Source organism: Streptomyces sp. NPDC048734, assembly GCF_043198675.1.
Taxonomy (GTDB): domain Bacteria; phylum Actinomycetota; class Actinomycetes; order Streptomycetales; family Streptomycetaceae; genus Streptomyces.
Genome location: NZ_JBICUZ010000011.1, coordinates 203,411 through 223,358 on the forward strand (window position 1 = coordinate 203,411; position 19,948 = coordinate 223,358).

The window sequence follows — 19,948 nt, forward strand, 5'->3', positions numbered from 1 at the left end:
CCGGGCGGCAACCCGGCAGCACCCGTAGTACCAGTACCCCCTCTCCCCCATCCCCGTAATGCGTAAGGGACCCCCGTGACCAGACTCAGCGTCGAGATGCTGGCGGCGGACGGTGTCGAGCCGATCACCTCGGCCGGTCATGCCCAGCTGGGCATCGCCGTGCTGGCGGGCATCGCCGTCATCGTCCTGCTCATCACCAAGTTCAAACTGCACGCCTTCCTGGCGCTGACCATCGGCTCGCTCGCGCTCGGCGCGTTCGCCGGGGCGCCGCTCGACAAGGCGATCGCCAGTTTCACCACCGGTCTCGGCGCCACGGTCGCCGGTGTGGGCGTGCTCATCGCGCTCGGCGCGATCCTCGGCAGGCTGCTCGCCGACTCCGGCGGCGCCGACAGAATCGTCGACACGATCCTCGCCAGGGCGGGCGGCCGGTCGATGCCGTGGGCGATGGTGCTGATCGCCTCGGTGATCGGTCTGCCCCTGTTCTTCGAGGTCGGCGTCGTCCTGCTGATCCCCGTCGTGCTGATGGTCGCCAAGCGCGGCAACTACTCGCTGATGCGCATCGGCATCCCGGCGCTGGCCGGCCTGTCCGTGATGCACGGCCTGGTCCCGCCGCACCCCGGTCCGCTGGTCGCGATCGACGCCGTGGACGCCGACCTGGGCGTGACGCTCGCGCTGGGCGTGCTGGTCGCCGTCCCGACCGTGATCATCGCCGGTCCGGTGTTCTCCCGGTTCGCCGCCCGCTGGGTGGACGTCCCGGCCCCGGACCGGATGATCCCGCAGCGGCCCTCGGAGGACCTCGAGAAGCGCCCGGGCTTCGGGGTGACCCTGGTGACGATCCTGCTGCCCGTCCTGATGATGCTGGCCAAGGCACTCGTCGACATCGTCGTGGACGACCCCGAGAACAGCGTGCAGCGCGTGTTCGACGTGGTCGGCTCCCCGCTGATCGCCCTGCTCACCGCCGTCGTCGTCGGCATGTTCACCCTCGGCCGGGCGGCCGGCTTCACCAAGGACCGGCTCTCCTCCACGGTCGAGAAGTCCCTCGCCCCCATCGCCGGCATCCTGCTGATCGTCGGCGCGGGCGGCGGCTTCAAGCAGACGCTGATCGACTCCGGCGTGGGCCGGATGATCCTGGAGATGTCCGAGGACTGGTCGATCCCGGCACTGCTGCTGGCCTGGCTGATCGCGGTGGCGATCCGGCTGGCGACCGGCTCGGCGACCGTGGCGACGATCTCGGCGGCCGGCCTGGTCGCGCCGCTCGCCGCCGACATGTCGACCACCCACACCGCCCTGCTGGTCCTGGCGATCGGCGCCGGCTCGCTGTTCTTCAGCCATGTCAACGACGCCGGCTTCTGGCTGGTGAAGGAGTACTTCGGCCTGAGCGTCGGCCAGAACATCAAGACCTGGTCGGTCATGGAGACCATCATCTCGGTGGTCGCCGGCGGCCTGGTCCTGCTGCTCTCCCTGGTCATATAGCCGCTCTCCCTGGTCATACAGGGGTCGTACGTCACACGGGGGCCGTACGGGCCCGCGGCCACCCAGGTTCACGGGACGGGTCCACCCGCTGTCGGGCGTCAGCGGCCGTACGGTTCGCCGGCGGTCGGCGGTGCCACAGCGGGTGCTCCCGTTCCGCCCGCTCCGGGCTCACCCATCCGGTGCGCATGCCTCGGCGGGCCTCCGGATCACCGCGGGCCATGCCGACGTGACCGGCCAGGACGACGCCGACGGCCGGGGCCGGCCGGTCGTGCACGAAGGTCGCGCTGGTCCGCCAGGCGATCGGGGTCGGGTGGGTGAACCACATGAGCAGCCCGGTGCCGGGCATCACCGCCGTGGCCCGGCGATCCACGCGGCGCGGACCTTCTGGCCGGCGTTGAACCTGCCCGCCGGCCTGGACCCCCGGCGCCGGTCGCGGCGCAGGGCCGCGCGCGGCCGGCGGCGGTCGTGCGGGCCGAAGCGGTCGAGGCGGCCGAGGTCGGCGCGGAGCGCGCGGGAGAGGAGTCCGGCCAGGGCGGGGACGGGCAGGGCGAGGCCGGCCCGCTCGTGGACGCGGACGACCGGTTCGCGGCGGCCGACGAGCTGCGCGAGCCGGGGGACGTGGAGGAAGGCCGCCGTCAGCACGCACACGCCCATGAGCAGGGCGGTCGCACGGTGCACGAGGCGTTCGGACCGTTTCCCGCCGGGTTCCGTCCTCGCTTCCCGCGGGCCGGCGCCGCGGGCGGCGTCCCCTTCCCGCGCCTCGTGTCACCTCACCGGCCGCTTCCGGCCCAGCGCCGCCGTGCGGGCCGCGTGGAAGGCGGCGTACGGGTCGCGGTCGGGGTAGGCCCAGGGGGCCGGGGTGACGTGGTCGCCGATGCGACGGAAGAGGGCGGCGGCCTCGGCGGGCAGACCCTCGCAGAACCTGGCGTGGGCGAGGAAGTTCAGGTCGACCAGGCGGCGGGGGTGATCGTCGTGCTCCCACTCCAGCCACCAGTCGAAGGCCGCCTTCATCACGTCGGCGGCCCGGTGGTCGCGCCAGTGCGGGGCGGTCGTCGGATCGGCGGGGGCGTGGCCGCGGACGGCCAGGGCCCGGTAGCGCTCGGCGAGCGCGACGATCGGGAGGATGGCCAGCGGGGAGTCGGCGGGTGCCTGCTCGGCCGCCCAGGCGGCGAACTCGTACACCTCGTGCAGCGGGTCCGGGCCGGCGTCGGCGCGGCGTTCGGCGAGCAGGGCGACCATCCGGTGATGGGCGTGGTGGTGGTCGCGGTGGCGGGAGCGGACCTCCTCGAAGAACCGGACGGCGTCGGCGGTGCCCTCGCGCTCCAGCATCAGCAGGCCGAGCCAGGGGGTGGGGTCGGCGGGCGCCGCCGCGGCGGCGGCCCGGCAGGCCGCGCGGGCGGCGGCCGGGGTCTCCCCGCCGCGCCGGGCGCGCCCGACCTGGGCCAGGGCGAACAGGACCGCGGCGTCGGCGGAGCCGGGCTCGGCGAGCAGCCAGGCGTGGGCCAGGGCGGCGGCGTCCGGTGCGAGGGCGAGGACGGTGATCCGGTGTCCGCGCCGGTCCCAGTCGTCGCCGGTGCGGGCGAGCAGCGAGCGGGCCGCCTGCCGGCGGTCCAGGGGCGGCGCGGCGCGGACGGAGGCCAGCTCGGCGTCGTCGAGCGCCGCGTGGCCGGGCTCGGCGTGACCGAACACGGCGTCGTCGAGCGCCGCGTCGGCGGTCGGGGCCGGACGCTCCTGGCTCCGGGCCGGGGGCAACGGGGGTCGGGACACCGCGGGACTTCCTCATCCTCCTCGGTGACGGGCCGGGCAGGCGGCCGCGCGCGTCTCGGGCGGCGGGCCCGTCATCGGCCCGCAATCGACCGATCACCCACAGCAAAGCCCCAGCCGACGACCGGCGTCAAGCGCCGGGGTCACATGACGGAGGTCAACTCCTCCCCGGGGGAGGAAACTTGACCGGCACCGTGGCTGGTCGCAGCGGGGGTCGCGGGGACGAATGTGGCGTACGCCATGGCGCTGCCCGCTCCGGTCCCGCAGCATGGCCGTACGGTCGCTCCGCGCCGCCCCCGGTGCCGCGACCGTGCGCGGCGCCCGTGAGCGGGCGCTCGCCGAAGTGCACATTCCGGGCAGTCCGGGGCGCCGAGCGCGCCGGGAGGCCACAGTCGGTCACCACCCTCCCCGTGGCCCCACCCGACGATCGAGGTACGCAGCGTGTCGGTTCTGGTTCTGGTTCTCGCCGTGAGCGCCGCCTGCTGTCTGGGCTTCGGATTCGTCCTCCAGCAGAACGTGGCCCAGAAGGCGCCCCTCGGCGACTTCCTCTCGCCCCGGCTGCTGCTCGACCTGATGCGCGTACCGCGCTGGCTCGGCGGCATCGGGCTGATGGTGGCCGGCATGGCGCTCGGCGCCGCCGCCCTGGGCCAGGGCGAGCTGTCCCTGGTCGAGCCGCTCCTGGCGACGAACCTGCTGTTCGCCCTGGCCCTCTCCCGCCACCAGACCAGGCAGCCGCTGGGCCGGCAGGGCTGGGCGGGCCTGCTGCTGCTCGCGGGCGGGGTGAGCGCGTTCATCGTGGCGGGCGAACCGCGTGGCGGCGCGGCGCTCTCCGGCCCGCTGCGGCAGTGGCTGATCATCGGCGTGATGGTCGGACTGGCCCTGCTGTTCGCCGCCTGCGCCAAACGCTCCCGGCTGTCCGCGGCCCCGGTGCTGCTGGCCCTCGCGGCCGGGCTGCTCTACGGCGTCCAGGACGCCCTGACCCGGATCAGCGGGGAGCGCTTCTCCGAGGGCGGCCTCGCCGGGCTGTTCACCGGCTGGCAGCCGTACGCCGTGCTGGCGCTCGGGGTGACCGGTCTGGTGCTGGTGCAGAGCGCGTTCGAAATGGCGCCGCTGCGGATGTCGCTGCCCGCGCTGACCGCCGCCCAGCCGCTGGCCGGGATCGTCTGCGGGGTGGGCTTCCTCGGGGACCGGCTGCGCGCCGACGCGGGCGCGCTGGCCTGGCAGGCGGCGGGGCTCGCGGCGGTCGTCGGCGGCATCGTGCTGCTCGGGCTGCATCCGGCGATGCCGCAGGGCGGGGCCCGGCGCGAACGGGTGTCCGACCTCCAGCCGCTCTGACCCCCGGCGGCTCCGACCTCCGGCGGCTCCGACCTCCGGCGGCTCCGACCTCCGGCCGCTCCGCCGCCCAGGCCGTCCTGCCGCCCCGGCCGCCCGGCCCTGCTTGGATGGGCGCATGAGCGCTGCTGACGAGATCCTCGACGTCGTCGACGAACACGACCGGGTGGTGGACCGCCTGCCGCGCGGGCAGGTGTACGCCCGGGGCCTGCGCCACCGCTGCGTCTTCGTCCGGGCCAGGGATGCCGAGGACCGCCTCTTCGTCCACCGCCGCACCGCCACCAAGCTGGTCTTCCCCTCGCTCCACGACATGTTCGTCGGCGGAGTGGTCGGCGCGGGCGAGAGCTACGACGACGCGGCCCTGCGCGAGGCCGAGGAGGAACTCGGCGTGAGCGGCCTGCCGCGTCCGGAGTTCCTCTTCAAGTTCCTCTACGACGGCGGCGCCCGCGGGAGCTGGTGGTCGGCCGTGTACGAGGTGCGCTGCGAGCTGCCGGTGAGCCCCCAGGTGGAGGAGGTCGCCTGGCACGCCTTCCTCACCGAGGAGGAGGTCGAGAGCCACCTGCGCGACTGGAAGTGGGTGCCGGACGGTCTCGCGGCGTACGAACGGCTCAGGGCGCTGCGGGCGGCGGACTGAGGCGCGGCGGGCACACGGACGGGCGCCGGGTGGGGGCCGCGGACCGAGCGGGGGGCACACGGGCGGGCGCCGGGTAGGGTCCGACGCGTGAGCGAGTTCGTGCGGAACGTCCGGCTGTGGTTCGCGCCCGAAGAGGTCCGGCGGGAGGGGGTGACGCCCGACTACCGGTTCTCGCTGGCCAACGAGCGCACCTTCCTGGCCTGGCTGCGGACCGCGCTGGCGCTGGTCGGCGGCGGGTTCGCGGTGGACCAGTTCCTGCCGGACCTGCGCTGGGGCTGGCGGGTGGGGCTGGCCCTGGCGCTGCTGGCGGCCGGGGTGCTGTGCGCCCTGCGGGCGGTGAACCACTGGGTGCTCTGCGAGCGGGCCATGCGGCGGGGCGAGGACCTGCCGGTGTCGCGCTTCCCCGCGCTGCTCGGCGTCGTCGTCGCCGTGGTGGCCGTCGCGATGGTCGTCGCCGTACTGCTCGGGTGGGAGGGGTGAACGGCGACCGCGATCCGGGGCTCCAGCCGGAGCGGACCCGGCTCGCCTGGCGGCGTACGACGCTGTCGGGCACCGTGGCCGCCGTGCTCGGGGCGAAGACGGCGCTGCAGGACGGCGCGTCGGCGCCCGCGGTCACCGCGTGCGTGGCGTGCTGCCTGCTCTGGCTGGTTCTCCTCGTCCTGGCCCACCACCGCATCCGCGTGCTCGCGTCGACGACGACACCCCCGGCCCTGCACCCCCGTCGCGCCACCGCGGCGGTCCTGTGCACGGTGGCGCTGGCGGTGTGCGCGGCGGCGCTGGTGGTGTGAGCGGCGGCCCCGACGGTGTGCGCGGCGGCCCCGGCAGCAGGTACGACGACGTCGGCGGTGCGAGCGGCGGCCCCGGCAGCGGGTACGACGACGTCGGCGGTGCGAGCGGCGGCCCCGGCAGCGGGTACGACGACGTCGGCGGTGCGAGGCGCGGCGCCGGACGTGGTCGCGAAGGAGGGGTGCGCGCCCGGGGGAGGCTCAGTCCTGCGTCTCGTCCGGCCAGTCCACCGTCACCACGATCTTCCCGCGGGTGCGGCCCTCCTCGTTCCGGCGGTAGGCGTCCGCCGCCCGTTCCAGGGGGAACGTCTCCGACACGTGGACCGACACCACGCCTTGTTCGGCCAGTTCCGCCAGGCGGCTGAGGTCCTCGGCGTCGGGACGCACGAAGAAGTAGCGGCCGCCGTAGTCGACGACGTCGCCGTCGGCGATCGACACCAGGCGGCCCTCGGGGGCCAGCAGGTTCGCGGAGGTCTGCAGGGTGTCCCCGCCGACCGTGTCGAAGGCCGCGTCCACGCCCTCCGGAGCGAGCCCCCGCACCCGTTCCGCCAGGCCGTCGCCGTAGGTCACGGGCTCGCCGCCCAGGGACCGTACGAAGTCGTGGTTCGCCTCGCTCGCCGTGCCGATCGCGCGGGCGCCCAGATGGTGGGCGAGCTGCACGGCGATGGAGCCGACGCCTCCGGCGGCCGCATGGATCAGGACGGTCTCGCCGCGCCTGACCCCCAGGGCCTTGTACAGGACCTGGTAGGCGGTGAGGCCGACCAGCGGCAGGCCCGCGGCTTCCTCCCAGGTGAGGTTGCGCGGCTTGCGGGCGAGGGTGCGCACCGGGGCGGCGACGTACTCGGCGAAGGTGCCGCGGGAGAGGAAGTCCTCGCGGACGTAGCCGATCACCTCGTCGCCGACCGAGAACTCGGTGACCGCCGCGCCCGGCCGGACGACGACGCCGGAGACGTCCCATCCGGGGATCACGGGGAAGACGGCGTCGAGGACACCGTCGAGGTGGCCCGCCCGGCATTTCCAGTCGACGGGGTTGACGGCGGCCGCCCGTACCTTGACCAGCACGGTGTCGGGGCCGACCTTGGGGTCGCGGACCTCACCGTACTCGAGAACCTCGGGACCGCCGTACCGGCTGTAGCTGATGCCCTTCATGCCACCGACCCTCCGGGGTACTCGCACGCCACGCAAGCCGGACGCCCGGACGTGCGCCGTTCGCGTGGCAGCCCGTCCGGCGTCGTCCCCGTATCCCCGAAGGTGAGCGCCATGACCACCCTCCACCAGGAACACACGGCCCACTCGCACGCGCACGGCCCCGGCTGCGGGCACACCCCGGTGCCGCACGGCGACCACGTCGACTACGCGCACGACGGGCATCTGCACCGCGAGCACGGCGGCCACTGGGACGAGTGCGAGCCGGGCGGGCACCTGCCCCACGCGGTGCACGAGCACCGGCACGGCCCCGGCTGCGGGCACACCCCGGTGCCGCACGGCGACCACGTCGACTACGCGCACGACGGGCACCGGCACGCCGCGCACGAGGGCCACTGGGACGACCACTGAGGCGGCCCCGCGCCCGTCCGGAAGACCTGCTCCGAGCGTTTCGCGACGGCTCCCCGGCTTCTGGCCGGGGAGCCGTCGTGCCCTCGTGGCCCCGATCACTTCGGGTGTCCCCTCTGGACGTACATACCGACCGGTCGGCATCATGGGGCGAGTTCCCGTCCGCCCGTCCGTAGGAGCGACGTATGACCCCCGACCACCCGCCCGGACTCGACCTCGGCCGGCTGCGCGCCCTGCTCGACCGTGAGCACCCCGGCCTGGTCGACGGCCCCCTCACCGGCCGGCTGATCGAGGGCGGACGGTCGAACCTGACCTACGCGGTCACCGACGGCGGTTCCCGGTGGGTCGTCCGACGGCCCCCGCTCGGCCACGTCCTGGCCACCGCGCACGACATGCGGCGCGAGCACCGGGTGATCGCGGCCCTGCACCCGACCAGCGTGCCGGTGCCGCGTCCGGTGCTGCTGTGCGAGGACGAGGAGGTGCTGGGAGCGCCCTTCTACGTCATGGAGTTCGTCGAGGGCACCCCGTACCGCACGGCCGACCAGCTCCTCCCGCTCGGCCCGGAGCGCACCCGCGGCGCGGTGCTGTCGCTCGTGGACACCCTGGTGGAACTGCACGCGGTGGACCCGGCCGAGGTGGGCCTCGCCGACTTCGGCCGCCCCGAGGGCTTCCTCGACCGGCAGCTGCGGCGCTGGGGCAAGCAGCTGGACGCCTCCCGCAGCCGCGACCTGGCCGGCATCGACGAGCTGCACGCCGTGCTCGGCCGGTCGCTGCCCTCCTCCCCCGCCCCCGCGGTCGTGCACGGCGACTACCGCCTCGACAACGTCCTGATCGGCGAGGACGACACCATCCGGGCGATCCTCGACTGGGAGATGTCGACGCTCGGCGACCCGCTGACCGACCTGGGCCTGCTGGTGATGTACAGCGTGCCGCTGGAGGTCCCGCAGTCCCCCGTCTCCACCACCGCCTCGGCCCCCGGGCACCCGGCCCCGGCCGAGCTGGTCGAACGGTACGCCGCGCGCTCGGGGCGCGACGTGTCGGCCGTCTCCTGGTACACGGCGTTCGCCTGGTTCAAACTCGCCGTGATCCTGGAGGGCATCCACTACCGCTACACGCTGGGCCAGACGGTGGGCCGCGGCTTCGACCGCATCGGCGAGCTGGTCCCCGTCTTCATCCACCACGGTCTGAACACCCTCCAGGAAGGCTGACGCCATGGACTTCGCGTTCGACTCGCGCACCGAGGAACTGCGCGCCAAACTGCTCGCCTTCATGGACGAGTACGTGTACCCGGCCGAGGCGGTCGCCGAGGAGCAGCGGGCCCGGCTCGCCTCTCCGTGGGACACCCCGGCCGTGGTGGAGGAGCTGAAGGCCGAGGCCCGCCGCCAGGGGCTGTGGAACCTCTTCCTGCCCGACGCCGAGTACGGCGCCGGCCTCACGAACCTCCAGTACGCGCCGCTGGCCGAGATCACCGGCCGCTCCCCGCAGCTGGCGCCGACCGCGCTGAACTGCGCCGCGCCGGACACCGGCAACATGGAGGTGCTCTCGCAGTTCGGCGACGAGCGGCAGCGCAAGCAGTGGCTGGAGCCGCTGCTGGCGGGTGAGATCCGCTCGGCGTTCGCGATGACCGAGCCGGAGGTGGCCTCCTCCGACGCCACGAACATCACCACGCTCATCGAGCGGGACGGCGACGAGTACGTCATCACCGGCCGCAAGTGGTACATCTCCGGGGCGATGAACCCGGACTGCTCGGTCTTCATCGTGATGGGCAAGACGGACCCCGACGGGCCCGACATCCGCCGTCAGCAGTCCATGGTGCTGGTGCCCCGTGACACACCGGGGGTGACCGTCGAACGGGCGATGAAGGTCTTCGGTTACGAGGACCACTACCACGGCGGCCACGCCGAGGTGGTCTTCGACCACGCGCGCGTGCCGGTCACCCACCTGATCGGCGAGGAGGGCGGCGGTTTCGCCATCGCCCAGGCCCGGCTCGGTCCGGGCCGGATCCACCACTGCATGCGGCTGATCGGCATGGCCGAGCGGGCGATCGAGCTGATGTGCCGCCGGGCCGTCTCGCGTGAGGCGTTCGGCAAGGCGCTGGGGCAGCAGGGTGTGGTGCACAACTGGATCGCCGACGCGCGCGTGACGGTCGAGCAGTTGCGGCTGCTGGTCCTCAAGACGGCCTGGCTGATGGACACGGTGGGCAACCGGGGGGCGCACACGGAGATCCAGTCGATCAAGATCGCGACGCCGCGGGCGGTCGTGGACATCATCGACCGGGCGATCCAGTTGCACGGCGCGGGCGGCGTCAGCCAGGACTTCCCGCTGGCCGAGCTGTACGCCGGGGCGCGGACCCTGATGATCGCCGACGGCCCGGACGAGGTGCACCAGCGGTCGCTGGCGCGGCGGGAGCTGAAGAAGTACCTGTAGCGGCGGGTGGCACCGGGAAGGCCCCGTCGCCAGGGCCTTCCCGGTGTGCTGGTTCCCATGCCGTGCGGTCGGGCGCCGGGGGCTGGTCCCCCGTCGTCGTCCCGGTCGTCCCGAGTGCCTTCCCGCGCGCGTTCTCCCGGGTGGCCGTCAGGGGCGCAGCGCCCGCAGCAGCAGGTCGGCCAGGTGGTCGGCGACCTCCTGGGGGCTCATGGGACCGTCCGGCCGGTACCAGGTCGACAGGTGGTGCACGGACCCGAAGTGGTAGTCGACGATCAGGTCGGCCGGGGTTGCCCTCGAGAAGACACCGCTGCGCTGGCCCTCCTCGATGAGGGCGCGGAACCGCTCGTGGTAGCGGCGGCGCTCGGCACGGACCTGCTTGTTCTTCTCGGGGCTGAGGTGGTGCATCGAGCGGAAGAAGATCGACGCGTCGTCGAGGTTCTCGATCGTCGTGACGACCACGTCGGCCGCGGCGCCCCGCAGCCGCTTCTCGATCGGCTCGTCGGCGTTCGCGAAGGCGTCCAGGCGTTCCTGCTGGACGCGCAGCACGCGCGCGTACACCTCGTGCAGCAGGTCGTCCTTGGAGCCGAAGTAGTGGTACAGCGCTCCCTTGGTGACGCCCGCCGCCTCGACGATCTCCTGGACCGAGGTGCGGTCGTAGCCCTGCTCCGCGAAGAGCCGGGTGGCGGCGGCGAGGAGCCGCTGCGGAACAGGAGCCTCTGCACCGTCCGTCGTCCTGGGCACTGCCGCCACCTGCCTTCCGTTCGCCTTACCGACTGCCCTGCGTGCGGGAACGCAGTTCCCGCCGGAGGATCTTCCCACTAGCCGTCTTCGGCAGGTCGGGCAGGATCTCCACCTGCCGCGGGTACTTGTAGGCGGCCAGTCTCTCCCTGCAGTGCGCGGCGAGTTCGTCCGGGTCCGCGCCGGCGCCGGGACGCAGGCTGATGTACGCCTTCACGGTCTCCCCGCGGTACCCGTCGGGCACCCCGACGACGGCCGCCTCGCGCACCGCCGGGTGGGTGTACAGCACGTCCTCGACCTCGCGCGGCCAGACCTTGAAGCCGGACGCGTTGATCATGTCCTTCTTGCGGTCCACGACGTACAGCCAGCCCTGTTCGTCCATGAAGCCGATGTCGCCGGTGCGCAGCTCGCCGTCGGGGAAGGTCTCGGCGGTGGCGTCGGGGCGGCGCCAGTAGCCGGGGACCACCTGGGGGCCGCGTACGACGATCTCGCCCTGCTCGCCGAAGGGCACCTCCTCGCCCCGGTCGTCGACGATCCGGACGACCGTGTCGGGGCCCGGCACGCCGACCGCGAGGGTCCCGGAGGCCGGGTCGACGGGCGCCTCCCGGTGGGGCGGGACGGAGGCGCAGGGGGCGGTGCACTCGGTGAGTCCGTAGCCGTTGCGGATGTACGGCCCGAAGCCCGCCCGGAACTTCTCCACCAGGGCCGGCGGCAGCGGGGCACCGCCGGAGGAGATGTTCACGAAGGAGGAGAAGTGCTCGCGCGTGGCGGCAGGGTGGGCGGCCAGCGCCATGAAGGCGGTGGACGGGCCGACCGTGTAGTGCGGGCGGTGCTCGACGAACGCCTCCAGGACGACGCCCGCCTCGAACCGGTACGTCAGGACGAGCGTGCCGGCGCTGTCGAGGCAGGCGCCGAACTGGCAGACCATGCCGGTGATGTGGAACAGCGGCGCGAGCGCGTGGTAGACGGGCGCCTCGGGCAGGTGCAGGCCGGTGCGCTGCCGTTCGGCGTTGTACATGATGTTGGCGTGCGTGTTGGTGGCGCCCTTCGGTGCGCCGCTGGTGCCCGAGGTGTAGCTGATCAGGGCGGTGTCGGCGGCGGCCGGGTCGCGGTCGGCGGGCGCCGGGTGCCCGGCGCGGGCGACGGCGGTGAGGTCGTCGGCGTCCCGGGCCTGCGGCAGCCGTTCGAAGCCGAGGACGCGCGGGTCGCCGCGGGTCTGGAAGTCCAGCTCGCACGCCGTCAGCACGATCCGCACCGGCGAGTCGGCGGCGGTCCCGCGCAGATACGACTCCCAGGCGCGGTCGGCGCAGATCAGCGCGGCCACCTCGCCGTCCCGCAGGACGTGGGCGACCTCGCCCGACTTGTACATGGGGTTGACGGGGACGACGGTCGCGCCCGCCTTCCACGCGCCCAGCACGGCGAGCACGAAGTGCGGGGAGTTCTGGAGCAGGACGGCGACCCGGTCGCCCCGCTCCAGGCCGCGGGCCGCCAGGTGCCCGGCGACGGAGTCGCTCAGCTCGTCCGCCTCGCGGTAGGTGAGGCGGCCGTCGAAGTAGGCGAGGAAGGCGCGGTCCGGGGCCTTCGCGGCGGACCGGCGCAGGGCGTGCACCAGGGAGTCGGCCGGGTCGACGGGGCCGCGCTGGACCTCGTCGAGGAGGTCCAGCCAGGGTTTGGCCGCGTAGCGGGAGGCGGTCACCCGGCGGCCTCCCACTTCTGCTGGATGTGGTTCATGGTGGCCAGCCAGCGGTCGGGGTCACCGGCCCGCGCCTGGTAGTACCCGGCGACCTCGGGGTGCGGCAGGATCAGGAAGCGGTCCTCGGCCATCCCCGCGAAGAGGGCGTCCGCCACGTCCCGCGGCTCGATCGCGGTGGGCTTGAGCACGAGGTCGCCCGCGCTGCCGGTGGCGTCGAGCATGTCGGTGCGCACGCCCTGGGGACAGATGGCGTGGACCTTGATGCCGCGGTGGCGGTAGGTCAGCGACAGCCACTCGGCGAAGGCGTACGCGCCGTGCTTGGTCACGCTGTAGGGCGCGGCACCGATCATGGTGAGCAGGCCGGCGGCGGAGACGGTGGAGACGAACCGGCCCGAGCCGCGCTCCAGCCAGTCGGGGATCAGGGTGTGCGCCGCGCGGACGTGGGCCATCACGTTGACGTCCCAGGCCAGCGCCCACACCGACTCGTCGGCCGCCTCGGAGCCGCCCGAGCCGACACCGGCGTTGGCGCAGTAGATGTCGACGGTGCCGCCGAGTGCCTCGCGGGCGTCCGTGATGATCGCGGAGGCGTCGCCCGGCACGGCGGTGCCGCCGATCTCCTCGGCGACGGCCTTCGCCCGGTCCGCGTCGAGGTCGTTGACGACGACCCGCGCCCCCTCGGCGGCGAAACGGCGGGCGAGCGCGGCCCCGATGCCGCCTCCAGCCCCGGTGACGACGACTCCAGCACCTCGAACGGCTTCCACCATCGATCTCCTTCGACCCGGCTCCGGTCTGACTTCCGGCCGTCAGACTAACCGGTCGGTATGTTCCGGGAAAGGGTCGGCGCGGCACGGGCGTAGGACGTGGGGCCGTGTCGGCGCCCGGCTCCGCCGCGGGACGCCGGGCGGCCCTTCCCCCGCGTCCGGCCCCGCCCCGGGAGCCGGCCCGCATCCGTCCGGACGGACCCCGCCCACGGCTGCGACGGCGTCCCCGCCTTCCGCCGGGTGCGCCGGAGGTGCCCGCCGTACCGGTGAGCGGGGCGCACGGCGACGCCGTGCGCCCCGGACCGGTCCGGGGGGTCACCGGTGGGAGGTGAACTCCACGACCTGCTGGTAGGTGGGCCGGTTCTGCCAGCTGATGCCGCCGTGCTTGATGCCGCCGAGGGTGCGCTGGACGATCGAGTCGGCGCACCACTGGTTGCCCGCCGCGCACAGCGTGTCGCCGGGGTACACCTGGGCCGCGGTGCGGCCGGCCGCCTGCTTCAGGGTGGACAGGAGGATGTCGCGGCAGGCGCCGAGGTCGCCGCCGCCGCAGTACGTGCGGCCCAGCGCGCCCCGCACCGGCTCACCGAGCACCGCCCGGATGTCCTTGTCGACATAGCTCCACCAGCCGTACTGGAAGGCGCTGCCGGCGTGCGCGCCGGTCGGGCCGTGTGCGGCCGAGGGGGTCTCGTCGATGGGCAGGTTGTGCGTCATGGCGGTGTAGAGCGCGGTGCCGAGACCGGGTTCGAACTCCGCCTTCACCAGCAGCGGCCACCAGGCGTCGAGGATGCGGACGGCGTCCGCGTCGGCGTACGTCTTCGAGCCGGCCGTGGTCTCCGTGCGCCGGCCGCCCGCCGCCAGCCAGGTACGGAGCCTGGCGACCGCGGCCGAGGCCGTGGTGTCGGTGACCGGGGAGGTGTCGATCACCTTCAGCAGGTCGGGCAGCACGTCCTGGGCGCGCAGATCGGCCAGTGCCGCGTCCGCCATCGCCTTCGTCAGCGACGCCCGCGTGACGCCACCGGCCTGGACCAGCTTCTTCACCCGGTCCTCCAGCAGGTTGCCGCGGTGCACCGAACCGTTGCCCCAGGACGCGGTCGCGTAGTCCTCGGCCTGCTTGTTGTTCCAGGAGATGTAGTAGTCCTGGTCGACGGAGTTGGGGTGCGCCGACGCGGGCGTGTACGCCGCGGTGTTGGTCGTCGGCTCCCAGTCGCGCCACTCGTACGCCGGCTGCGCCCAGACCGGGAACTCGGCGTCGACGCCGCTCGCCCGGACCGGGTTGTCGCCGCTGTTGTAGTAGGCGGTGTGCTCGGAGTCGGCGTAGAACCAGTTGAAGGTGAAGTTGATGTGCTGCACCGCGCTCTGGAAGGACTGCGGTCCGGTGACGTGGGACGGGTCGTTCAGCATCTGGAAGCCGATGATGGAGTCGACCTCGTGCAGGAACGACGAGCGCAGCGTGGTGTAGGCGACCTTCTTGCCGCCGACGGTCGCGCGGTACTCGACGGGCCCGTACGCGGTGCGCCAGACGCGCATCGTGTACGAACCGGCCGCGGTGCCGTCGGCGGTGGTCGGCTTCCAGGCGTTCTTCTGCTCGATCTTCTCCATCGCCGTGCAGGTGCCGCGGTACAGGTAGTGGTGGTCGTCCTGGCACAGCTCGACGGCGTAGGTGTCGATGATGTCCTGGCCGGAGGTGGTGGCGCTCCAGGCGTAGTCCTGGCCGCGGCCCAGCTCGACGTACATGCTCAGGCCCGCGAAGGAGGCGCCGCGGGCGCTGATGCCGGGGCCCTGGATCTCCTGGAGCAGCAGGAGCTGCGGGGCGAAGTAGCCGGTCTGCGGGCCGAAGACGGCGACCGGGTGGCCGCTCGCCGTGTGATCGCCGCTGACCACGAGGGCGTTGGACATGCCGCGCCTGGCGGAACCGGTGGCGGCCGCGGCCGCCGTGCCGGAGGCCCCGGTGGCCGCGGCGCCGGCCGCGCTGCCCGTCCGGTCGTGGACCAGCGGTTCCTCGACCACCGAGCCGGGGTCGGGCAGGGCCTCGCCCTGCGGGTCCTCGGGCCGGACGGCGTAGGGGAAGCTCTTGCCGTCGTGCAGGGTCATGACGGCCTCGGGGTCGTTGCGCTCGCGGAAGGACTCCCAGACCGCGGTGCCCTGTTCGACGCCGTACCTCTCCTGGGCGGCGAGCAGTGATATCGCGTTGTCGACCTCGCCGCCGCCCCCGGCCCCGAAGAGGGCGCCGATGACCGAGGCGAGCGCCACCAGATCGGTGATCTTGAAGTGGTCGATGGTGCCCGCGTTGGTGATTGAGTCCTTGTGGCCCGTCAGGACGTATTCACCGGGGAAGTAACGGCCGCTGTCGGAGGCGTCGATGTAGGCGTTGATGCCGGCGAGGTAGGCGTTGGCGTCGTCCAGGGCCTGCCGGCCGCGGGCGCCGTTGGTGGCGACCGCGTTGTCGATCTGGGCCTGGAGGTCGGCCTCGGAGTAGGGGGCGTGCCGCCAGAACTGCTGTTCCAGACCCTGGTTGGAGGGATCGCCGCCCGCGAAGGAGGTGAGCTGGCCCCGGCCGACGTGCCGGAAGACGTCCATGAGCCACAGCCGGTCCTCGGCGGCCGCGTAACCGGCGCCGAACTCGGTGCCGTATCTGGTGGTACCGGTGATGTGCGGTACGCCCGTCTTCTTGTCGCGGACGATCGTCACGTCGCCGCGGCCCGCGGGCTTGACGGTGGAGGCGACTTGATCGGCGGGGACCCCGAAGGACGCGTCGTTGAAGAACGTGTTGATCGTGGAGTTGGTGAGCGTCGAGTAACCCTTGGCGAGGTCGGCGTAGGGGCCGAGCTGGTCCCCGGCGTGCGCGGGCTGGACGCCGAAGGCCTGGTTGAGCAGGATCTGGGCCAGCGTGGCGTTGCCGTTCTGGCCGGGCGGCAGGATGTCGGAACACTGGTTGCCGCAGTGGTCGTTCGCCGCCGTGACCTCGGCCGCCGCCGCCGTCCGGGAAAGAGGCGACAAAAGTCCGGCGATCAGGGCGCATACGGATGCGGTCTTCAGGAACCCGGGGATTCTGCCGGGAGTTCTCAGTCTGTCGAGTGCGGTGCGGGAGGTTCGCCGTGGCATCGGCAACTCCTAGCGACGGGGGTGGCGGAGAAGTTACCGCCGGTATCCCCGGAGTTGAAGCTGAACATGCGTCACTTTTTGGAGTCGCCTCATCCGGCTCGTGGAGGGAATCGGAAAGAGGATGGACGGGAAGGGAGCCGAATCGCGTGTCGATACGTCTATTCGACGACGTCCGTGCGACGACGCCGAAGTGACCGAAGTACAGGTGCGAATGTGACGGAGGTGCAAGGCGATGGCCGGTTTCCGGAGTCTGGCGAGACAGGTGCGCGACCCGCGGTGCGATCTGGCACTGCGGCGCTATTCGCTCCGCAAGTGCCTTGAGCGGTTCGCCCCCTACGGGCACAGGGCGACCTGGGACCATCTGTGCTCGCGTGCCGGGTTCGGTCCCGAGGACCGCTCCCCCGATCCGGCGCGGCTCGTGGCCGCACTGGACGAGCTGGAGGAGGCACGTGCGGTGTGGTTGGCCTACGAGGTCGAGTTCGCCGACCGCCGCAGGAAGGAGAAGCACGACGGACTGCGCCGGCCGGGCAGTGTGGACGACTGGCACCGGATGACCTGGGGCGGCTTCGGTGTGGCCTGGTGCGACGACCCGCGGGTCCACCCCCGTGAACCACTGGCGGAGGTGCTGCGCCGGCTGATCGCCGCGCTGGAGCGCGAGCCGGGCTCCGACTGCCCGGTGTGCGGCGGCGAGCGGCTCGTGTGGAGGTACGACCTGGACCACGAACCGTCGTCCGGTCCGGTCTGCGCGGACTGCGGGATACTCGTCCCGCGCCCCGTGCTCACGCCCGAGGCCCTGGCGTACGCCAGGCGCGGACGGCGGCTGCTCATGTCGGCCTGATCTTGCTCCGGGACGGGAGATCCCGAGTGAACGGCGGGGGTGCGCCGGGATGCCGCACCCCCTGTTTTCCCGCCTGCTTCTTTCGCCTGCTTTTCCGCTGCGGTGGAACAGGGCGGATGTCAGGGGCGGGTGACATCCTCGAGGCATGGTGCAGGTCTGTCTGAACGGAGCGCGGGGTGCCGCCGACGGCGCGGTGGTGCCGCTGTCCCCCGAGGCGCTGGCCGGGTCCGCCGCGGAAGCGGTCGCGGCCGGGGCCACGGAGATCCACGTGCACCCGAAGACGCCGTGCGGGCGGGACAGCCTGTCCCCTCGGGTGGTGGCGGCGACGCTCGACGCGATACGGCGGCGGGTGCCCGTGCCGGTCGGGGTGACGACGGGCGCCTGGGCGGAACCCGACCCGGCGGCGAGACTCGCCCGTGTGCGCGAGTGGACGGTGCGGCCCGACCACGCCTCGGTCAACTGGCACGAGCCGGGGGCGGAGGAGCTGGCGGCAGCGCTGATCGCGCTGGGCATCGGGGTGGAGGCCGGGATCTGGTCCGGGACCGACGGGGCGGTGCGGTTCGCCGGCTCGCCGCTCGGGCCCAGGGTGCTGCGGGTGCTCGCGGAGGTGACGGACCCCGAGCCGGACACCGCCGAGGCCGAGGCGCGCCGGCTGCTGTCCGGCCTCGGCTGCGCGCACGGCCGCCCCGTGCTGCTGCACGGCCAGGACGGCGGGGCGTGGCCCGTACTGCGGCTGGCGGGACGGCTGGGACTCGCCACCCGGATCGGCCTCGAGGACACCTTGACCCTGCCGGACGGACGACGGGCCCTGTCCAACGCCCAGTTGGTGGCCGAGGGGCTGGACCGGTACGGGTGCGCCCGGCGTTCGTCCTCGGAAAGCGCGAGGGGCGCGGCAGGGGGCGCGGCGTCGACGCCGGCCGAGGAGGGTGACGGTACCAGCGCCTAATCGGGTCGCTCCACCTCTTTGCCGTGGGGGAGAGTCGGGGGCGATGAGACAGCCCTGAGGTTCTGAAGGAGCCCCGCATGTCGACGCTGCGCGTCACCGCCGAAGTCCTGACCGTCCACGAACACCCGAACGCCGACGCCCTCGAACTGGCCCAGGTGGGCCTGTACCGGGCCGTCGTCGCCAAGGGCGCCTACCGGACGGGGGACGCGGCCGTGTACATCCCCGAGCAGTCGGTGCTGCCGGCCGACCTGATCGAGGAGCTGGGCCTGACCGGACGGCTGGCGGGGAGCAGGGCGGACCGGGTCAAGGCGGTACGGCTGCGGGGCGAGCTGTCCCAGGGGATCGTGTGCCGGCCGAGCGCGCTGGCGGACGTCGACCTCGCGCGGGCGGCCGGGGAGGGCACCGACTTCGCGGAACGGCTCGGCATCGTCAAGTGGGTGCCGCCGATCCCTCCCACCATGGACGGGGAGGTGGAGCCGGCACCGGACCTGCTGCCCTGGGTCGACATCGAGAACATCCAGCGGTACCCGGACCTCTTCGCTGCCGGCGAGCGGGTGGTCCTCACCGAGAAGCTGCACGGGTCGGCGTGTCTGCTGACGTACGTCGCCGACGAGGAGCGGGTGTACGTCTCCTCGAAGGGCTTCGGCGCGAAGTCTCTGGCGCTGCGGGAGGATCCGCGGAACCTGTACTGGCGGGCCGTCCGCGGCCATGGTGTCGCCGAGGCGGCGGCCCGGCTCGCCGTGCGGCTGGGCGCGCGCCGGGTCGGCGTCTTCGGCGAGGTGTACGGCGCGGGTGTGCAGGACCTGACGTACGGCGCCGACGGGCGGCGGGACACGCTCGGGTACGCGGTGTTCGACGTGTCCGCGGAGATCGACGGCACGGTGCGGTGGCTGGACGCGGCGGCCCTCCTGAAGGGCGAACTTCCCTTGGTCCCGCGGCTGTTCGAGGGGCCCTACGACAGTGCGCGGGTGCTGGAGCTGGCCGGCGGGCGGGAGACGGTGTCGGGGCGGGAACTGCACTTGCGGGAGGGAGTGGTGATACGTCCGGCCGTGGAGCGGTACAGCCCGGTGACCGGAGGGCGGGCCGTCGCCAAGGCGGTGAGCGCGGCGTATCTGACGCGGAAGGGAGGAACGGAGTACGAGTGAGCGGCCGGTGACCACGGGCCCGCACGCGACGGCCGGCCGGCGGTCGGCGGGCCGCGGGCCGGACGACTCGGTGCGGGCGACGCACACGACAGCACACCGACAGCCGGCGGGCCGCGGGCCGGACGACTCGGTGCGGGCGACGCACACGACAGCACACCGACAGCCGGCAGGCCGCGGGCCGGACGACTCGGTGCGGGCGACGCACACGACAGCACACCGGCGGTCGGCGGGCCGTCAGGCGCGGCGGTCCTCGCCCGGGGGCGGGGCGGTCCGGGGGCCGCCGGGGGCGGGGGCCTTGCGTTCGGGGAGGAGACGGGAGCCCGCGCTGCGGTCGCCGAAGGCGTCGTCGGGGTTGGACAGGACGCAGGAGTCGAGCGAGAGGCAGCCGCAGCCGATGCAGTCGGTGAGGTGGTCGCGCAGGCGGTTGAGCTGCCTGATGCGTTCGTCGAGTTCGGCCCGCCAGGTCTGCGAGAGACGGGCCCAGTCCTCGCGGGTGGGGGTCCGCTCCTCGGGGAGTTGGGCGAGCGCGTCCCGGATCGTGGCGAGCGGGATGCCGACGCGTTGCGCGGCGCGGACGAAGGCGACCCGGCGGAGCGTGTCACGGGTGTAGCGGCGCTGGTTGCCCGGGGTGCGCCGGCTGCTGATCAGGCCCTTGGACTCGTAGAAGTGCAGGGCGGAGACGGCGGCGCCGCTGCGGGCGGCGACCTGGCCGACCGTGAGTTCGTGGATCGTCTCTGGAATCTTCGGCACCCCTCG

18 protein-coding genes and 1 pseudogene are annotated in these 19,948 nt (G+C 73.4%); 11 read left to right on the forward strand and 8 right to left on the reverse strand.

All coding sequences use genetic code 11. From position 1 onward, the window contains the following. Positions 1-75 precede the first annotated feature (75 nt). A complete protein-coding gene (locus tag ACGFQC_RS26940; protein ID WP_363089268.1) occupies positions 76-1,473 on the forward strand; it encodes a gluconate:H+ symporter in 1,398 nt (465 codons plus the stop codon). A 31-nt stretch (positions 1,474-1,504) separates the two neighbouring features. Here the strand turns inward: ACGFQC_RS26940 and ACGFQC_RS26945 are convergent. Together ACGFQC_RS26945 and ACGFQC_RS26950 are read right to left on the reverse strand one after the other, a co-directional pair. Further along, positions 1,505-2,127, reverse strand: a pseudogene (locus ACGFQC_RS26945) (cytochrome b/b6 domain-containing protein). A gap of 111 nt (positions 2,128-2,238) precedes the next feature. Next, complete coding sequence (locus ACGFQC_RS26950) at positions 2,239-3,240, reverse strand: hypothetical protein (RefSeq protein WP_393288784.1); 1,002 nt, start codon at positions 3,238-3,240, stop codon at positions 2,239-2,241. A 438-nt stretch (positions 3,241-3,678) separates the two neighbouring features. Between ACGFQC_RS26950 and ACGFQC_RS26955 the strand changes: the two genes are divergently transcribed. The 4 genes from ACGFQC_RS26955 to ACGFQC_RS26970 all read left to right on the forward strand — a co-directional run bounded on the left by ACGFQC_RS26955 (position 3,679) and on the right by ACGFQC_RS26970 (position 5,991). Beyond that, positions 3,679-4,572, forward strand: a complete 894-nt coding sequence (locus ACGFQC_RS26955; RefSeq protein WP_363089269.1) for a DMT family transporter — start codon at positions 3,679-3,681, stop codon at positions 4,570-4,572. 115 nt (positions 4,573-4,687) lie between these two features. Next, positions 4,688-5,203 carry an NUDIX domain-containing protein gene (locus ACGFQC_RS26960; RefSeq protein ID WP_363089270.1) on the forward strand — a complete coding sequence of 172 codons (516 nt, stop codon included), beginning with the start codon at positions 4,688-4,690 and terminating at the stop codon, positions 5,201-5,203. A gap of 87 nt (positions 5,204-5,290) precedes the next feature. Further along, complete coding sequence (locus ACGFQC_RS26965; RefSeq protein ID WP_363089271.1) at positions 5,291-5,683, forward strand: DUF202 domain-containing protein; 393 nt, start codon at positions 5,291-5,293, stop codon at positions 5,681-5,683. Beyond that, positions 5,671-5,991: a DUF202 domain-containing protein gene (locus ACGFQC_RS26970; RefSeq protein WP_393288787.1), complete on the forward strand. Its 321-nt coding sequence runs from the start codon at positions 5,671-5,673 to the stop codon at positions 5,989-5,991. Before ACGFQC_RS26965 ends, ACGFQC_RS26970 begins: the two co-directional genes overlap by 13 nt. A 198-nt stretch (positions 5,992-6,189) precedes the next feature. Here ACGFQC_RS26970 and ACGFQC_RS26975 read toward each other — a convergent pair whose 3' ends face one another. After that, the gene (locus tag ACGFQC_RS26975; protein WP_363089273.1) at positions 6,190-7,137 is read right to left on the reverse strand and encodes an NADP-dependent oxidoreductase; all 948 of its coding nucleotides are present in this window, start codon (positions 7,135-7,137) and stop codon (positions 6,190-6,192) included. A gap of 111 nt (positions 7,138-7,248) precedes the next feature. Between ACGFQC_RS26975 and ACGFQC_RS26980 the strand changes: the two genes are divergently transcribed. The 3 genes from ACGFQC_RS26980 (at position 7,249) to ACGFQC_RS26990 (ending at position 9,969) form a co-directional block, all read left to right on the forward strand. Continuing rightward, positions 7,249-7,545 carry a hypothetical protein gene (locus ACGFQC_RS26980; RefSeq protein ID WP_363089274.1) on the forward strand — a complete coding sequence of 99 codons (297 nt, stop codon included), beginning with the start codon at positions 7,249-7,251 and terminating at the stop codon, positions 7,543-7,545. A gap of 182 nt (positions 7,546-7,727) precedes the next feature. Next, a complete protein-coding gene (locus ACGFQC_RS26985) occupies positions 7,728-8,750 on the forward strand; it encodes a phosphotransferase family protein (protein WP_363089275.1) in 1,023 nt (340 codons plus the stop codon). A 4-nt stretch (positions 8,751-8,754) separates the two neighbouring features. Then, on the forward strand, positions 8,755-9,969 hold the full coding sequence (locus ACGFQC_RS26990) for an acyl-CoA dehydrogenase family protein (protein WP_363089276.1): 1,215 nt from the start codon (positions 8,755-8,757) through the stop codon (positions 9,967-9,969). A 147-nt stretch (positions 9,970-10,116) separates the two neighbouring features. Here the strand turns inward: ACGFQC_RS26990 and ACGFQC_RS26995 are convergent, their stop codons facing one another. The 4 genes from ACGFQC_RS26995 to ACGFQC_RS27010 all read right to left on the reverse strand — a co-directional run bounded on the left by ACGFQC_RS26995 (position 10,117) and on the right by ACGFQC_RS27010 (position 16,263). Next, entirely contained in the window at positions 10,117-10,710 is a 594-nt protein-coding gene (locus ACGFQC_RS26995) for a TetR/AcrR family transcriptional regulator (protein ID WP_363089277.1), read from the reverse strand. 25 nt (positions 10,711-10,735) lie between these two features. Further along, positions 10,736-12,403 carry an AMP-binding protein gene (locus ACGFQC_RS27000; RefSeq protein ID WP_363089278.1) on the reverse strand — a complete coding sequence of 556 codons (1,668 nt, stop codon included), beginning with the start codon at positions 12,401-12,403 and terminating at the stop codon, positions 10,736-10,738. Then, positions 12,400-13,164 carry an SDR family oxidoreductase gene (locus ACGFQC_RS27005; RefSeq protein WP_363089279.1) on the reverse strand — a complete coding sequence of 255 codons (765 nt, stop codon included), beginning with the start codon at positions 13,162-13,164 and terminating at the stop codon, positions 12,400-12,402. The genes ACGFQC_RS27000 and ACGFQC_RS27005 overlap by 4 nt, the downstream gene beginning before the upstream one ends. 312 nt (positions 13,165-13,476) lie before the next feature. Next, the gene (locus ACGFQC_RS27010) at positions 13,477-16,263 is read right to left on the reverse strand and encodes a penicillin acylase family protein (RefSeq protein WP_363089280.1); all 2,787 of its coding nucleotides are present in this window, start codon (positions 16,261-16,263) and stop codon (positions 13,477-13,479) included. Between the two features lie 232 nt (positions 16,264-16,495). Here ACGFQC_RS27010 and ACGFQC_RS27015 point away from each other — a divergent pair, with 232 nt between their 5' ends. The 3 genes from ACGFQC_RS27015 to ACGFQC_RS27025 all read left to right on the forward strand — a co-directional run bounded on the left by ACGFQC_RS27015 (position 16,496) and on the right by ACGFQC_RS27025 (position 19,192). Then, entirely contained in the window at positions 16,496-17,101 is a 606-nt protein-coding gene (locus ACGFQC_RS27015) for a hypothetical protein (RefSeq protein WP_363089281.1), read from the forward strand. A gap of 145 nt (positions 17,102-17,246) precedes the next feature. Continuing rightward, positions 17,247-18,047: a 3-keto-5-aminohexanoate cleavage protein gene (locus tag ACGFQC_RS27020; RefSeq protein ID WP_363089282.1), complete on the forward strand. Its 801-nt coding sequence runs from the start codon at positions 17,247-17,249 to the stop codon at positions 18,045-18,047. 77 nt (positions 18,048-18,124) lie between these two features. Beyond that, entirely contained in the window at positions 18,125-19,192 is a 1,068-nt protein-coding gene (locus ACGFQC_RS27025) for an RNA ligase (ATP) (RefSeq protein ID WP_363089283.1), read from the forward strand. Positions 19,193-19,426: 234 nt separating this feature from the next. On the opposite strand, the gene soxR is transcribed toward ACGFQC_RS27025, so the two are convergent. Then, on the reverse strand, positions 19,427-19,942 hold the full coding sequence (gene soxR / locus ACGFQC_RS27030; protein WP_363089284.1) for a redox-sensitive transcriptional activator SoxR: 516 nt from the start codon (positions 19,940-19,942) through the stop codon (positions 19,427-19,429). Between the last annotated feature and the right edge of the window lie 6 nt (positions 19,943-19,948).

Coding starts and splice junctions, on each gene's coding strand:
- ACGFQC_RS26960 (WP_363089270.1), top strand. CDS start 4,688: ATGAGCGCTGCTGACGAGATCCTCGACGTCGTCGACGAACACGACCGG.
- ACGFQC_RS26975 (WP_363089273.1), bottom strand. CDS start 7,137: ATGAAGGGCATCAGCTACAGCCGGTACGGCGGTCCCGAGGTTCTCGAG.
- ACGFQC_RS26980 (WP_363089274.1), top strand. CDS start 7,249: ATGACCACCCTCCACCAGGAACACACGGCCCACTCGCACGCGCACGGC.
- ACGFQC_RS26985 (WP_363089275.1), top strand. CDS start 7,728: ATGACCCCCGACCACCCGCCCGGACTCGACCTCGGCCGGCTGCGCGCC.
- ACGFQC_RS26990 (WP_363089276.1), top strand. CDS start 8,755: ATGGACTTCGCGTTCGACTCGCGCACCGAGGAACTGCGCGCCAAACTG.
- ACGFQC_RS27005 (WP_363089279.1), bottom strand. CDS start 13,164: ATGGTGGAAGCCGTTCGAGGTGCTGGAGTCGTCGTCACCGGGGCTGGA.
- ACGFQC_RS27010 (WP_363089280.1), bottom strand. CDS start 16,263: ATGCCACGGCGAACCTCCCGCACCGCACTCGACAGACTGAGAACTCCC.
- ACGFQC_RS27015 (WP_363089281.1), top strand. CDS start 16,496: ATGGCCGGTTTCCGGAGTCTGGCGAGACAGGTGCGCGACCCGCGGTGC.
- ACGFQC_RS27020 (WP_363089282.1), top strand. CDS start 17,247: ATGGTGCAGGTCTGTCTGAACGGAGCGCGGGGTGCCGCCGACGGCGCG.
- ACGFQC_RS27025 (WP_363089283.1), top strand. CDS start 18,125: ATGTCGACGCTGCGCGTCACCGCCGAAGTCCTGACCGTCCACGAACAC.